This is a genomic window from Virgibacillus ainsalahensis (assembly GCF_055380755.1).
In genome coordinates this window covers 2753525-2768986 of record NZ_AP043943.1, presented here as the reverse complement: position 1 = coordinate 2768986, position 15462 = coordinate 2753525, and the positions used below count along the sequence as shown (strand labels likewise).

Genomic DNA, 15462 nt, shown 5'->3' with positions numbered 1-15462 from the left:
AAATGGGGGAGCAAAAAATGCGAAGTCTTCAAAGTAAAATTGTCGAACGCTTACTCCTTCGACGAGGTTCTAAAGAGAAATTTGTGAATGAGAAACAACTGGAAGCGTTTATGGAACAAAAACGAAATGAAAATGACAAGCCATATATCTTGCCTGAACATATCCACCAGAAATTTGATCTAAAAAAACGGATATTAAATGGAATGGATTGTTATGTTTATAATTTAGGAAATGCCTCTTCTGAAAAACAAATATTGTATTTACATGGTGGGGCGTACGTTAATCAACCACTGGCCTATCATTGGAAATTTCTCGGGAAGATTGCAAAAGAAACCAATGCAACGATATTCGTTCCGATTTACCCGAAAGCACCGAATCACCAGTACCAGGAATCATTTGAAAAAGTGCTTCCAATCTATGAAAAGATTTTGCACACATCAGGTGGGAAAAATACTATTTTAATGGGTGACTCTGCTGGAGGGGGCTTCGCATTAGCTTTAGCCCAATTGATTCTGGAAAAGGAATTGCCGCAGCCAGCACACATTATTTTACTATCACCATGGCTTGATATAACCATGAAAAATCAAGCTGCCTATGAATTGGAAAAAAAAGATCCAATGCTCGGGGTCTACGGTTTGATTCAAATGGGAAAAGCATATGCAGGAGATACCGATCCTAACCATTATTTACTGAGCCCTATAAATGGAAAAGTAGACGGATTAGGAAGCATTCATTTATTCATTGGGACACGTGAAGTACTTTTCCCTGATGCAAGAAGGTTTAGAGATATTGCGAAATCACAAGGCGTGATGATAAATTATTATGAATATCCAAAAATGAATCATGTCTTTCCACTATATCCGATTCCAGAGGCAAAAAAAGCGACGAAGGAAATCGTGAATATTATTGACTGTGTGGGAAAATGATAACTATTTTTGAGCAGTTAAGAGACTAATATGGCGGCTAAAAGCATGCAGTCATCATCTATAATGAGATATAATCTTGGTTGATGGTGGGTTATACTGAATAATTTTTCCCGTTCTAATACCAGGTGTTTTATACAAAAGTATGATACTTTCTTACTGCATAACTGATGGCTTTGGCTTTTCCTCATAAAGACTTGGTGAAAAAACAGGTTTTCTAATGTATGGTCATATCTGTTACAATAAGATGAAAATCACTTTTTTATTCGATAAGTATTAGCTGATAGAATTTGAATGCTGTGATCTTTTATTCATGTATGCAGGAGAAAGGTTTTATACGTTTATATCTGATAAAATATGATGTGAAGGTTATGATAACAAGAAGCGGAAATATGTAAAGGAGGAAGTCGAGATGGAAGAAGAAAACACTTTTGGTAATGGTGAAGTCCAAACAAATCATGCGGCTGAGGGAGAGACGATTAACATCATTAGGGGTGAACAAAAAGGTAAGAAAGGAAAAGTTTTAATTGTAAGGGAGAACACGGTGATTGTCAGGATTGGAACAGACTCAGAGACAGGGGACCCAATTAAAACCGTTGTTAATCATAAGAATTATAAACGCGAAGAGTAAAAATTAAAAATGCGCTACGCTGGCTTTTACAAGTCATGAGAAACCATTTCTTTGCCTATTGTATCTTTATTTTATTTAAATAAAGAGGTATAATAGATTCTCAATACAAAATATTATTCAAATGATAATCAAAATGGTACGGCTTCGTTTGGGTAAGTTTTGTTTCAAATTGCTTAAATGGAGGCATTACAATGACTACGATTAATAAGGGTGAGAATAAATTCTACGTTGGGGATGATATCAAAGACCCATTAGCAGAAATTACATTTGTACAAAATGGCGGCGGTAAGCTGATTATTGATCACACCTATGTATCGGACGAGCTTCGAGGCCAGGGGATTGCCGGGAAATTAGTAGAAAAAGTTGTGGTGCATGCAAGAGAAAAGGATAGGAAAGTTTTGCCTTTATGTCCATATGCTAAAAGTAAAATGGAAAAGACACCAGAATTTCATGATGTGCTGATAGAGCAAAAATAGTCTTTCGAAATCAGGATTTCTCACCAAGGAGATATCCTGATTTTTTCGGTATTTCAGAAAACTTAAAATAAGGACTTGGGCGTTTAGCTAAGTTGTGTATGAAAGGAGCCACCTTTATGTACCTCACCATAGAAGAAACGGCTGAATATTTATCCATCGAGGAATCGAAAATCAGAGCCTTCGTCTTACAAGGGCGCGTGCGGGCTATCTTTGACGGGGAGCACTATCTTATTAACAGGGAGCAATTCAATACTCATCTTGACCAAGTTGAAAAATACCGTAAAATGATTCAGGATTACCTCAATGAGCCAATACCTGAGGATATTGATGTGAAGGATGAAGATTAGATATAAGCCGATTGGTTAAATTAATCACACGCTAATTAAGACAGAAGAGGAGATTTATTCAATGGCAAAAAAGCAGGGCAATACAAGAAATAAACAAGCAAATTCGTTAATATATACAGTGAAAGAAGAAACAAAACTACTACCATTTCTATTACGGGCAATGTCACAACGAAGCCGCAACTCAGTAAAATCCATTTTAACCCGTGGACAGGTTACGGTAGATGATCATATTGAAACAAAACACAATTATCCGTTGCATCCGGGTCAAACCGTTTCGATATTAAAGAATAAAGCAGCTATAAAGGAAGACGCATTAATTGGGATGTCCATCTTATATGAGGATGAGGACATTATCGTAATTAATAAGGAGGCAGGCTTGCTTTCCATCGCAACTCAAAAGGAGAAAAACCAGACCGCTCACCATCAATTAATGGAATATGTTCGTCTGGAGAATCCGGCAAACAGAGTTTTTGTCGTGCACCGTTTGGATAAAGATACTTCAGGTGTTATGATGTTTGCAAAAACCGAAAAGGTAAAACATATGCTGCAAAACAATTGGAAAGACACGGTAAAAGAACGGACCTATGTTGCCCTTGTAGAAGGCGAGGTTACAAAAGAGAAAGGTTATATTTCTTCCTGGCTTAAGGAAAGCAAGACGCATCTGATGTATTCCAGCCCGGCCAAAAATGATGGGCTGCATGCGATTACCCATTATAAATGTATCCAATCCAATAAAGAATTCTCCCTATTAGAAGTACAGCTGGAAACAGGCCGGAAGAATCAAATCCGTGTGCATATGCAGGATCTCGGTTATCCGGTTGTTGGGGATAAAAAATATGGATCAAAGAAAAAGGCGATAGGCCGGCTGGGGCTTCATGCAAAGGTCCTGGCATTTAAGCATCCTTCCACTGGACGATCATTACTATTCAAGGCAGATGTTCCAAAGTCTTTCATTAATAAGTCTAGATAGTTAAGTGATAGCAAAATAAGGCTGTTACTCATTTTTTCCAGTATTCCATTATTATGTGAGCCACGTCCAGTGTAGCGGACTCCCTTCTCGAGATCTTAAGTAAGAACTCCCCTCATGAGCAAAGAACGTGCATGTTGAGTTCAGATGGGTCAGTTCGGCGTTGCTCACGTATTAGTGGCGTATCACCTGAATTTGATGAAACATCGCCCTTGGCTTATTAACCATCCCCCGAATCCGCTAAAACATCGCCCTTGGATTATTGACCATCACCTGAATCCTATAAATCATCCTTGAGCATCCGAACGTTATGCACTACCCGTCCTTTTCTACCTTCTGTTTTTTCAGCCTGTTCAAGTGATCGTATGACCGCATCTTCTGTTGTTTCGATAACTGCTTGAAATAATTGATTCATCAATGGATGATCATCACGAAGAAAGGACATGGATTCTACCGCATAATTTGAGTTGTGATCCGATGTACTTGCGGTTGAAAAGGCAATGGCAATATCTCCGCTGCCGTGGTCAATATGGCTTCCTGTACGACCAAGTCCTGCTGCGCAACGTTTAGCCAGACGTTTTAACTGCCGGTCATAAAGTGGAGCATCAGTAGCGATAATCATCATGATGGAGCCATCAGGAGTTTCCAGCTCGATTTTATTCCAATCGGCAAATAATGCTTGTTCTCGTTTGCCAAAATTACTTAGGACCAAGCAGCCGACCGTGTACGTTTGCTTATCGGATATAACTTTACGGGAAGCTGTACCGATTCCGCCTTTGTAACCGAAGCAGACCATCCCTTTTCCGGCACCTACAGCACCTTCTTGTACAGGGCTTTCTGTAGCATTATGAATGGCTTCCATCGCATGTTTCGGCTTTATTGCCTGATGCCGAATCGAGTTCAAATAACCGTCATTACACTCACCAACAACAATATTAATGGTACCTGTGGTATCACCAATTTCCTTATTTTCCTCAAGCATATATTGCAGTGTCCCCTGAAGAACCGATCCCACTCCAAATGTATTTGTCAGCATAATTGGTGATTCAAGCAGTCCAAGCTCCTCCAGCTGAATAATACCAGTTGATTTACCAAATCCGTTAATTACCGCACTTGCTGCGCGTACTTTTTTCTTAAACAGATTTCCACCATGGGGAAGGATTGCCGTAACACCAGTGCATATGGAGTCTTCTCTATCAATCTTTTCATGTAAAGTGACATGTCCTACTCTTACACCTTTGATATCCGTAATGCAATTGAATTTTCCTTTTGGTAATGGCATAGAAGGATTCTCCTTTTTTAGCATTTAATTGAAGTATATGTATTATAGCAAATTCTTAGCAAAGTCACCGTATTTTTTGTATGTATCAATCAAAGTGCGGAAGAATAAATACGACTACGTTAGCGGAGGTATGGTTTATGAAAAAAATACGATTATGGTTTATTTTACTAGTTATGATTACAATTGCATTAGTAGCCGGATCTACAGTAGCAGCCGAGGAAACAGGTCTTGAAATTGGAAATACAGCACCTGATTTTGAATTGACAACAACAGATGGTGAGACGGTTAAATTATCCGATTTCCGTGGAGAACGGGTGATGCTGAATTTCTGGGCGACCTGGTGTCCGCCATGCAAAGAAGAATTGCCGGCAATGCAGGAATTCTATGAGGATAAAGATGTCGCCATACTTGCAATTAATTTAACCGATACGGAAATCAATCAAAAGGACATACCAAAAATGACCGATGAATTTGGGTTAACTTTTCCGATATTGTTGGATAATCAGGGGGAAGTATCAACCTTATATCGGATTAAACCAATCCCGACTTCCTACATGATTGATTCAGAGGGAGTTATTCAATATAAGGCTTTTGGTGCACTGGATTATGAGTTGATGGTCGAGGAGTTTGAAAAGATGGAATGATAAAGGCGGCAATTTTGACTGAACAAATGATGCTGGAGTGATTCTGCCGATGAAGAACAATAATTCTATATTTTAACCAGGCTATATCTTTGCATTTTCCCAGTATTAACTGTATACTATAAGAAATTAAATTACGAAATAGTCCTTCGGGGTCGGGTGAAATTCCCAATCGGCGGTGTTGAAGCAATGCTTCTTAGTCCGTGACCCGTGCGGTTTTCTAACCAAGCGGTGGATCTGGTGAAACTCCAGAGCCGACAGTTATAGTCTGGATGGGAGAAGGAATTTTTAGTGATGCACGGTTGCTAAAGTGATAGTAATTTCGTTGATTTTATACATTTTATATGTGTATAATCTTTCTTTTTGCTGTTTCTTTTGAATAAATAAAGTGTGCTGATAATTAAAATTCTAACCTAAGCCTCTGAAGCTATTTCAGGGGCTTTTTTCGTTTACATAAATCACTTATGCAGTAGGAAAGTAAATTACTTTTCCATCTGCCTTACAGAAAGGAAGAGCGCATTGTTTACAGGAATTATTGAAGATAAAGGGACTGTAAAAAATATCAAAAACGTATCGGAACAGGCGGTTCAATTGACCATTGAATCAGCAAAGATACTCGAAGACGTAAATATTGGCGACAGTATTTCGGTGAATGGGATTTGTCTCACTGTTACAGAGTATTCAGGTAACCATTTCCAGGTGGACGCTATGCCTGAAACCATTCAATCAACCTCATTACAGGCGTTAAAAACAGGGTCAAGTGTGAATCTGGAACGGGCGATGCATGCAAACGGACGATTCGGAGGTCACTTTGTTTCAGGACATGTGGATGGTACCGGTAAAATATACGGAAAACGAAAACAGGAAAATGCAATTTATTATGATATTCAGATTCCAGAGGAGCTGTCCGGTTTTTTATTGCATAAAGGCTCTATTACGGTTGATGGTGTTAGTTTAACATTATTTGCAGTAAACAAGGATTCCTTTACCATTTCACTCATTCCACATACTGTGTCGGAAACGATTCTTGGTGAAAAAGGGATAGGCGATCGTGTAAATATTGAATGCGATATGCTGGCAAAATATGTGCAAAATATGCTAAGCAAGCAATTTCCACAGCAGAAAAATGAAATAGATCAGGAATTTCTTGAAAATAATGGGTTTGCATAAAGGGAGTGTATAAAATGTTCCATTCAATTGAAGAGGCAATAGCTGAATTAGAACAGGGAAAGCCTATCATTGTTACAGATGATGAAAACAGGGAAAATGAAGGTGACCTCATTGCCTTGTCGGAAACAGTCACAGCTGATGTGATTAATTTTATGATTACACACGCAAGAGGTTTGGTATGTACGCCAATCAAAGCAGACTTGGCCGAAAAACTTGGCCTGTCGATGATGACAGATCAAAGTACAGATCCATTAGGAACAGCTTTTACAGTTTCAATCGATCATATAGATACAACGACTGGTATCAGCGCGAACGAACGGTCGAGGACGATACGAGCTTTAACGGACCCGGAGGTACTGGCGGCAGATTTTAAAAAACCCGGACATGTATTTCCCTTAATTGCCAAAGAAGGTGGTGTATTGACCCGCCCTGGCCATACGGAAGCTGCGGTCGATTTAGCATTATTAAGTAATGCCTTTCCTTCCGGAGTAATTTGTGAAATTATCAAAGATGATGGCACAATGGCCCGGATTCCGGATTTACTGGAAATGGCCGAACTGTTTGACTTGAAACTAATTACAATAGAGCAATTAATTGCTTATCGAAAAAAAATGGAGACTCGTATTCATAATTAATGAGGAGATGAAACAGATGGGAAAAAAATTTGAAGGAAATGTAGTTGGTACAGATTTAAAAATAGGTATCGTTGTAGGCAGATTTAATGAATTCATTACAGGTAAATTATTGGAAGGTGCCGTCGATACATTAAAAAGACATGGTGTTGTTGAGGGGAGCATCGATATTGCCTGGGTCCCCGGCGCTTTTGAAATTCCGTTAATCGCTCAAAAGATGGCAGAAAAACCGGAATATGATGCTGTAATCACACTGGGAACAGTAATCCGTGGATCCACACCGCATTTTGATTATGTTTGTAGTGAAGCTGCAAAGGGTGTTTCAGGCGCATCTTCTAAGTCAGGCAAACCGGTAATCTTTGGTGTTTTAACAACGGAAACGATTGAACAGGCCATCGAACGTGCAGGTACCAAGGCAGGAAATAAGGGTGCTGAAGCTGCTGTTTCTGCAGTCGAAATGGTGAACCTGATCAAATCAATAGAAGGATAAAGGTGTCGGGGAGGCAGTACATACTGCTTTTCCCGGCTTTTTAAATGGAAAAATACCGATGAGTAAGATAAACTGTATGGTGGGCTATTACGAATATCGGGGGAGATTATAATCAAACTTTTAGTGACACAATTTATTATCATAGCAGTAGTCTGGACAGGAATGGCCTTTTTCTTTTCTGATATGAATGATACGAGTAAATTAATCTTTTATCTCGTTACTTCCTGGTTGTTATTTTTAATTGTTATCATTGGGAAGGCATGGATAAAGAATAGAAGACATCAAACGAAATAGATAAAAGCGTGAGGAAGGATAGTATATGCTTACGATTGAAAATGTACATAAGTCATATGGTGAAAAATTGTTATTTAAAGATATCACTGTAACAATTGCTGAACAGGAACGCATCGGTCTCATCGGGGTGAACGGGACAGGTAAGTCAAGTTTTCTAAAAACAATTGCCGGAATCGAGACACCCGAGAAAGGGATAATCAAACATTCAATGGATTACCATATCGAATATTTGCCCCAGGACCCTGAATTGGACAATGATTTAACTGTTATTGAACAAATTTATTATGGTGAAGCAACGATTATGAAAGTCATGCGTGATTATGAACAGGCGGTCTTGCATCTTCAGCGAGACCCGGAAAGTAAGCAAGCACAATCCCGGCTACTAAAAATGCAGCAGAAAATGGATGATGAGGAAGCATGGGAAGCAAATGCTGCGGCAAAGAAGATTCTTACCAAATTGGGAATTACGGATTTTGATAAAAATGTCACCGAGCTTTCAGGGGGACAGCGAAAGCGAATCGCAATCGCAAAAGCACTTATCCAGCCTGCAGATCTGCTTATTTTGGATGAGCCTACAAACCATTTAGATAATGAAACAGTGGAATGGCTGGAGAAATATTTGCAAGCTTATAGAGGGTCCTTACTGCTTGTAACACATGACAGGTATTTTCTGAACCGTGTTACCAATCGAATCTACGAATTGGATAAAGGCAATCTGTATATTTACGAAGGCAATTATGAAGTGTTTCTGGAAAAGAAAGCTGAACGTGAAGCTCTAGAACGAAGCAATGAACAAAAACATCAAAACACATTACGACGGGAGCTGGCCTGGTTAAAACGCGGTGCAAAAGCCAGATCGACAAAGCAAAAAGCAAGGATTAACCGCGTATCGGAGATGAAAGAGCAGAAATTTGATACGACAAAGAAAAATGTTGAATTCCAGGCAGCCTCAACAAGGTTAGGAAAAAAAGTTATTGAAGTGAACAATATTGATAAAACCTTTGAAGATAAAAAGCTGTTGGAAGATTTCAGTCATCTTATCGTACCCGGGGACCGTATTGGGATTGTTGGCCCAAACGGTACTGGCAAAACAACACTGTTGAATATAATGGCGAAGCGGGTGAGCCCTGATCAAGGAGAAATCGAGACAGGAGAAACCGTTAAAATCGGTTATTATACCCAGGGTGATGAAGAACTTGATGGCAATATGCGTATGATAGATTATATAAAAGAAGTAGCTGAAGTCATCTATACGAAAGATGGTACAGAAATCACTGCAGAACAGATGCTGGAGAGATTCCTGTTTACCCGTCCTCAGCAATGGACCTATATACGCAGGCTTTCCGGCGGGGAAAAACGGCGTCTGTATTTGCTGAAGGTGTTGATGACAGAGCCGAATGTGCTGTTTCTCGATGAGCCTACAAATGACCTGGATACACAGACACTAAGTATTTTAGAGGAATATTTGGATCATTTCCCGGGTGTGGTGATTACCGTTTCCCATGATCGGTATTTCTTGGACAGAGTTGTAGATCAGCTGATTGTCTTTAAAGGACAGGGAAAAACACGACATTTCTTTGGAAATTATAGCGATTATCTTGAAGAAATTAGGGAGACAGAAGAAAACCAGCAGAAAAAGATGGTTAAACCAGCAGAAAAACCAAAAAAGCAAAAGAAAAAACTCTCCTACCATGAGCAGAAAGAATGGAACGTAATTGAAGAGGAAATTATGGAACTGGAAGCTCGGGTTGAAGAACTTCAGGGTGAAATTGCTGAAGCCGGAAGTGATTCTGAAAAGGTGCAAGAAATATTTACCGAGCAGCAGAAAGTAGAAGCGGAATTGGAAACAAAAATGGATCGTTGGGAAGAACTTTCTCTGCTGGTGGAAGAATTGGCAAATAAATCATAAAAGGTTCTGCTGTATGTTTAGGATGGTTTCTTCCATACAGTTTGAGAACGTATTTCGTTAACTGCCTAAGTTCTATGCCAAGTTTTTCATCCTGAATAGAATTACTCTTTTAGTCTAAAACTAAAAAGAAATGATTTATTTAGGTGGGCTGAGAGATGAATGAACATCAATTATATCAAGAAATCTTCAAAGTTAGGGAACAGCTTAGTAACTTATATTCTGAATACTGGAGTCTCTATTCAGGTATGGATACATGGTACTTTTGGGTCAATATTGCGAGCGTTTTGCTGCCACTGATTTTTCTGTACTTTGTAATAGATAGGAAAAGATTATTCGAAATTTCTTTTTTTGGTTTTACGATACACATTTTATGGATGAATGTGGATACTATATTAGCGGAGCAAAATTTTCTTATTCACCCACACACATTGACTCCCCTTACTACGAGTGGAATCACGGTAACTGCCGTTTTACTTCCAGTAACTTTCATGCTCTTGTATCAACACTGTACAAATAAAGGGAAAAATTTTTACTTTTATGCTGTAATTGCGTCGGTCATTTTTGCTTTTGGTTTAGGAGGTTTATCTAGTATTTTCGGTTTATTAGAATTCCATAAAGGAATGAACCTGACGTACTTATTATTCATTGATGTCGGGATTGCGTTTCTGTCCCTATGGTTTACAAAGCTTTTTCTTAAAATAAAAAATACAGATAGAAAAATATAAGCTCCAGTTGTGACTGGGGTTTTTCGGCATTTTGTTTATCAAGAAAAATTATTTTCTATTTCTATTCATATAAGATACACTATAGGCAGATAATAGAAAATGAGGGATGTACGGATGAAGCAGATATATAGTGATATTGTCCAATTTCGCGGCAGCCACTATGATTTTGGATACATGCAGGGGGAATTGCTTAAAGATTCTTTTACCGTAGAGAATCGGAAAAAACAGTGGAAAATAAGAAGGCCACGCTTTACCATAAGTGAAGCGGAAGCAAAACAGGCGTTTTTGTCATTTGCTCCTAAAATTTGGGAGGAACTTATCGGTTTTCGTGATGCTTTGGAATGGAAAATGGAAGATGTATTACTGGAATTCGGCGGGTATCGTCTTGAATATGTGAAAAGCGGTTGTTCCATTTTCACCGGATCTGATTATATGATTCGTAATTATGATTACAATCCCAAGACCTATGAAGGTCGTTATACGGTTTATCAGCCAACAGATAATGGCTATGCGGTGATTGGACCATCCCAGAAGATCACTGGACGTATGGATGGGATGAATGAAAAAGGGCTGGTAATGGGATACAATTTTATGCACCGCAAGAAGCCAGGTGATGGATTTATCTGTCATATGATTGGAAGAATCGTTCTGGAAACTTGCGCAAATGTAGATGAAGCGATCTCTCTTTTGAAAGAAATTCCGCATCGCCACTCTTTTAGCTACACCGTGCTGGATGAAAATGAGGAGACATTTGTGGTGGAAGCAACTCCAAGAGGGGTGGAAGTAAGACAATCTAATATCTGTACGAATCATTTTGAAATCCTGAAAGACGAAAACCGCCATCATCTGGATGATTCTTATCAACGGTTAAATGTGATGAAGCAGCAAGCTGGCACAATGGACGCCTATCAGGCATTCCGAATGCTAAATGATACGGATAGAGGAGTTTTTTCCGATAAATATAAACAATGGGCAGGGACGATTCATACATCTGCATATTTCCCAAAACAAAAAAAGGCAGGATTTGCTCTTGGCGGTGATCGTGAACCGCTTATGTTTGATTTTGAGAAATGGCTTCAAGGTGATAATATTACAGCAAAACGGATTTTAGGTGAGGTGAATACGGAGGTCCCTTTTGTCCATATGGAAAAAAATGTACGATAACTACCGGTGATTATGTTTAAATTTTGATAAACTTAGGGAACTTATATATGGGCTTTCTTTTTCACGAAATATAGTTATAATATAAAAAGCATAAGCATTTTAGGAGGTAACGAAATGAAGCTTTATCAAGTAAGAAAAGGACAATTTGTTTTTTACAGAAATGAACTGCATAAGGTTTATTCTGTTAAGCCTGTGTTTAAAAAATCTGTCCATCTGTACCGTTTGAAAGACATGCAGCAGGTTTTGACGAGTGCCAGTGAAATCGAATTGTACAGACCTCAGCATAATGATACTTTTATATTCTATGGGAAGCGATATACGATAGATAAAGATAGCAAGCCAGAACCTGGTGATTATATTCTAATTATCAAGCCTGCCCCTGATTTCCTGGATCACTATTCCCTAAACGAAATTGAAAAAGTGGAAAGTGTAGAGGGAGGAAATGTAACGACAACAAGGGATAATGGTGTAAAACATAGTGAGTATGTTGTAATGGTTCCCGGAAAGTCTGATGCCAGTCAGGAAATTGCCTATTTTGATAAAAATCTGGTACCGGAGTCCCAGCAAATTGAGGATGAGTCCATTTCCTATCTTTCTGAGAAAGATGATACATTAAAGCCGGTTGTCGGAGATATCTATATTGATGTTCAAAACAAAACAAAAGCAATGGTTGTTGCGATGACGGAAGATGAAGTTGTATTTGGCCATGGCGTACGTGTTCACGTTGCGGAACTGCTAAATGAGTCTAATTTTGAACTCGTCTACCGTTTTGAAGAAGATTTATAATAGAGGAACAAAGGGTCTGCCCCCACAATCAAGCAAGGGGGCAGACCCTTTTATTTAAAAGATAAGAAACCAGCATGGCGGCGAAGAGCATGCCGCCACTACTCTATAATGAAAACAGCTAATGTAATCAGAAGGCTGTTCTCTAAAAGATATGGGACTGCAATTACTTTTCCCATCAAAAAGACTTGCCAAAAGCCAATTTTTCTAAATTTCTTTTTAAAGTTAAAGCATACTGGAAGCTTTGTATCCAATAATGTTAATTGGATCTTTTGGACTTGAATATGGAGGTGCATAGCCTAATTCTACTTCTTCAAGCTCTGCGGTTGTCAATTTGGCTTTGATGGCAGTTGCGAGTACTCCAAGCCTTTTATCTACACCGTCAAATCCCACGACATTGGCTCCATAAAGAATGCCGGTTTTTTCATCAAATAAGATCCTTATCCACAGTTTACCTGAACCGGGATAATATTTTGCATGGGAATAGCTATGAAGCACAGCTTCTTTAAACCGGATTCCGGCTTCATTTAATGTGTTTTTGTTATGACCTGTTGCTCCAATTGTTAAATCAAACAGCTTCATAATTGACGTTCCGATAATACCCTTATATGGCACCATCTCGTTGTTCAGATGGCTTGCAATGACGAATGCTTGTCTATGGGCAGGTCCTGCAAGTGCTATATGTCTCGGTTTTCCTGTTATTAGATCCTTTGTTTCAACTGCATCTCCAAGCGCATAGATGTCAGGATCATTCGTTTGCATATATTCGTTCACAGCAATAGCTCCTGTTTTTCCAATCTTTAAGGAGGCTGATGAGGCAAGGTCAATATTCGGCCGGACTCCTGTCGCCATAATGGTCATGTCTGCCTGAATACTGTTGCCGCTAGCAAACTGGACAGTTTTTCCCTGATCAGAATATCCGGATAGCCCATCTTCTAAAAGAAGCTGAACACCTTTTTCCTTAAGATGATCACCAATGACCTCAGCCATATCTTCAGAAACGACTTTCATTACTTGTTCTGATCTGTCGATAATAGTACAGTCAATCCCCAATGCATGCAGGTTTTCCACCATTTCCAGCCCAATAAAGCCACCTCCGATAATTGCCGCTGTTTTTGGTTTACTTTCCTTAATGTACCGGTAGATTTTATCCATATCTGGAATGGTATGCAGTGTGAAAATACATGCTTTGTCTTTACCTTCAACTTCCGGCACGACAGCTGAGGCACCTGGTGACAGGATTAATTTATCATAGGATTGATTGTGATTTCCTGTCTGGTCTTTATACGTAATCTGCTTTGTTGTCCGATCAATGGAAACCACCTCAGCATTTGTTCGAATGTGGACATTGTACTTCTCTCTGAATTTATCGGTGGAGACTAAAATGTTGTCCCTTTCCTCGACGATTCCACCGATATAATAAGGCATCCCGCAATTGGAAAAAGATATATGCTCACCCTTATCAAAAATAGTAATTTCCGATTTCTTATCATTCCTGCGTATTTGCGCGGCAACGGTCGCTCCACCGCCAACGCCGCCAACGATCAGGATTTTCTGTGCCATATCAAATCGCTCCTTTGCTGAATGAGATAATCATTATTTTATCCTAAATGATCCCTAATGAACCTAAAAATACAATAACTATTGTAACCGGTACAATCCAGCGGATAAGCTGAATCCATACTTGATAGATGCCGGGAGATATATTTGTACTATAAGAAAATTCTTGTTCCACAAGGGCCTGATCCATTTTAAAACCAATAAACAGTGCAATAAATAAACACCCGGCAGGAAGCATAATGTTACTGACTAAAAAATCTGTTGCGTCAAATGGAGTTAATCCAAAAATTTTAAAGTCGGCTAACGCGCTGGATGATAAAGCTGCCGGAATACCTGCAATGAAAACAAGCAATGCGGCGGTTATTGCTACTTTCTTCCGGGATCGGGGCTTTTTTTCTGTAAAAGCGGAAGTAATGATCTCCAACATACTGAAAGAGGAGGTTAAAACCGCAAATAGGAAAAGCAGCAAAAATAAACTTAGAAAGACTTCGCCAAATGGCATTTGACTAAATGCTTCCGGTAATACCATAAACAACAAACCCGGTCCTTCTGCCGGTTCAAGACCAAAAGCGAATACGACAGGGAATATGGCGAGCCCAGCTAACAAGGATACGAGAATATTCATCACAGAAACAGAACCTGCGGATGCCGGCAGACTTACATCTTTATTCAAATAAGAACTGTACGTAACCATGACGGAAATCCCGACAGCCAGGGAAAAGAAAGACTGACCAAGTGCATATAATACATTTTCAGCTGTAAGTGCAGAAAAATCAGGCTGAAGGAAAAAGCGTATGCCTTCCATGGCTCCTTCAAAAGTGACGGCACGGATCACGAGAATAATGAAAAAGATGAATAATAATGGCATTAGTATTTTACTAGATCGTTCAATTCCATCTTTAATACCAAACGAAACAACAATAACATTAATCAATAAAAAGAAAGCCAGTCCGGCAATAGTAATCATCGGATTTCCAGTGATGGATGCAAATAGTTCCTGATAATCTGTTCCACTTGTAATAACCATCCCCGGTATCGACAGTAAGCTATAAATCAGAACCCAACCACCTACAACACTGTAAAACGACATAAGGAGAAATGCACCGACTACACCCCAATGTCCGATAAATGACCAGGGGGATTTTTTCGGTGTGAGTGTCTGGTACGCACTGACCGCCTCTTTCTCTGCTCCTCTGCCAATAATGAATTCCGCGATTAAAATAGGCAGTCCGATAATTACCGTAAAGGCGATAAATAGAAGAAAGAATGCTCCTCCACCGTTCACCCCGGTCATATAAGGGAATTTCCATATGGCACCAAGGCCAATCGCGGCACCGGCCGAGGATAGGATGAAACCAATTTTCGTCGACCATTGATCTGTTTTCTTGCTCATTATAAATTTCCTTTCTTAGATGCGTCTTCATAGCAGGATTAATAGCTCTGGCTGATTTCTTAACCAGTAGTTGGT

16 protein-coding genes, 1 pseudogene and 1 riboswitch are annotated in these 15462 nt (G+C 39.3%); of the genes and pseudogenes, 14 read left to right on the top strand and 3 right to left on the bottom strand.

The window, feature by feature from the left end; translation table 11 throughout:
* Positions 1-17: 17 nt before the first annotated feature.
* The 5 genes from ACZ427_RS13605 (at position 18) to ACZ427_RS13585 (ending at position 3347) form a co-directional block, all read left to right on the top strand.
* Complete coding sequence (locus ACZ427_RS13605; RefSeq protein ID WP_461176532.1) at positions 18-926, top strand: alpha/beta hydrolase fold domain-containing protein; 909 nt, start codon at positions 18-20, stop codon at positions 924-926.
* A 409-nt stretch (positions 927-1335) separates the two neighbouring features.
* Positions 1336-1554, top strand: coding sequence for a DUF2187 family protein (locus ACZ427_RS13600; protein WP_461176531.1), 219 nt, complete (start codon positions 1336-1338; stop codon positions 1552-1554).
* A gap of 191 nt (positions 1555-1745) precedes the next feature.
* Positions 1746-2030: a GNAT family N-acetyltransferase gene (locus ACZ427_RS13595; RefSeq protein WP_461176530.1), complete on the top strand. Its 285-nt coding sequence runs from the start codon at positions 1746-1748 to the stop codon at positions 2028-2030.
* Between the two features lie 116 nt (positions 2031-2146).
* Complete coding sequence (locus ACZ427_RS13590) at positions 2147-2377, top strand: excisionase family DNA-binding protein (protein WP_461176529.1); 231 nt, start codon at positions 2147-2149, stop codon at positions 2375-2377.
* 61 nt (positions 2378-2438) lie between these two features.
* Entirely contained in the window at positions 2439-3347 is a 909-nt protein-coding gene (locus tag ACZ427_RS13585) for an RluA family pseudouridine synthase (protein ID WP_461176528.1), read from the top strand.
* Between the two features lie 277 nt (positions 3348-3624).
* Here ACZ427_RS13585 and ACZ427_RS13580 read toward each other — a convergent pair whose 3' ends face one another.
* Positions 3625-4626 (bottom strand): DmpA family aminopeptidase, encoded by a 1002-nt coding sequence (locus ACZ427_RS13580; RefSeq protein ID WP_461176527.1) that lies wholly within the window; start codon positions 4624-4626, stop codon positions 3625-3627.
* A gap of 137 nt (positions 4627-4763) precedes the next feature.
* Here ACZ427_RS13580 and ACZ427_RS13575 point away from each other — a divergent pair, with 137 nt between their 5' ends.
* The 9 genes and pseudogenes from ACZ427_RS13575 to ACZ427_RS13535 all read left to right on the top strand — a co-directional run bounded on the left by ACZ427_RS13575 (position 4764) and on the right by ACZ427_RS13535 (position 12437).
* On the top strand, positions 4764-5270 hold the full coding sequence (locus ACZ427_RS13575; protein WP_461176526.1) for a redoxin domain-containing protein: 507 nt from the start codon (positions 4764-4766) through the stop codon (positions 5268-5270).
* 138 nt (positions 5271-5408) lie between these two features.
* Positions 5409-5555, top strand: a riboswitch (FMN riboswitch).
* A gap of 231 nt (positions 5556-5786) precedes the next feature.
* A complete protein-coding gene (gene ribE / locus ACZ427_RS13570; RefSeq protein WP_461176525.1) occupies positions 5787-6437 on the top strand; it encodes a riboflavin synthase in 651 nt (216 codons plus the stop codon).
* Positions 6438-6451: 14 nt separating this feature from the next.
* Positions 6452-7063 (top strand): annotated as a pseudogene (gene ribB, locus ACZ427_RS13565) (3,4-dihydroxy-2-butanone-4-phosphate synthase); the annotation flags it as partial.
* Positions 7064-7088: 25 nt separating this feature from the next.
* A complete protein-coding gene (ribH, locus tag ACZ427_RS13560) occupies positions 7089-7559 on the top strand; it encodes a 6,7-dimethyl-8-ribityllumazine synthase (protein WP_461176524.1) in 471 nt (156 codons plus the stop codon).
* Between the two features lie 123 nt (positions 7560-7682).
* Positions 7683-7853 (top strand): hypothetical protein, encoded by a 171-nt coding sequence (locus ACZ427_RS13555; RefSeq protein ID WP_461176523.1) that lies wholly within the window; start codon positions 7683-7685, stop codon positions 7851-7853.
* Between the two features lie 25 nt (positions 7854-7878).
* The gene (locus ACZ427_RS13550; RefSeq protein WP_461176522.1) at positions 7879-9762 is read left to right on the top strand and encodes an ABC-F family ATP-binding cassette domain-containing protein; all 1884 of its coding nucleotides are present in this window, start codon (positions 7879-7881) and stop codon (positions 9760-9762) included.
* A gap of 155 nt (positions 9763-9917) precedes the next feature.
* On the top strand, positions 9918-10487 hold the full coding sequence (locus ACZ427_RS13545) for a hypothetical protein (RefSeq protein ID WP_461176521.1): 570 nt from the start codon (positions 9918-9920) through the stop codon (positions 10485-10487).
* Positions 10488-10601: 114 nt separating this feature from the next.
* Positions 10602-11651, top strand: a complete 1050-nt coding sequence (locus tag ACZ427_RS13540) for a C45 family autoproteolytic acyltransferase/hydolase (RefSeq protein ID WP_461176520.1) — start codon at positions 10602-10604, stop codon at positions 11649-11651.
* A 114-nt stretch (positions 11652-11765) separates the two neighbouring features.
* Positions 11766-12437, top strand: a complete 672-nt coding sequence (locus ACZ427_RS13535; RefSeq protein WP_461176519.1) for a hypothetical protein — start codon at positions 11766-11768, stop codon at positions 12435-12437.
* 222 nt (positions 12438-12659) lie between these two features.
* Here the strand turns inward: ACZ427_RS13535 and ACZ427_RS13530 are convergent, their stop codons facing one another.
* Both ACZ427_RS13530 and ACZ427_RS13525 read right to left on the bottom strand, forming a co-directional pair.
* Positions 12660-13997 (bottom strand): CoA-disulfide reductase, encoded by a 1338-nt coding sequence (locus ACZ427_RS13530; protein ID WP_461176518.1) that lies wholly within the window; start codon positions 13995-13997, stop codon positions 12660-12662.
* Positions 13998-14040: 43 nt separating this feature from the next.
* Positions 14041-15387, bottom strand: a complete 1347-nt coding sequence (locus ACZ427_RS13525; RefSeq protein WP_461176517.1) for a sodium-dependent transporter — start codon at positions 15385-15387, stop codon at positions 14041-14043.
* Between the last annotated feature and the right edge of the window lie 75 nt (positions 15388-15462).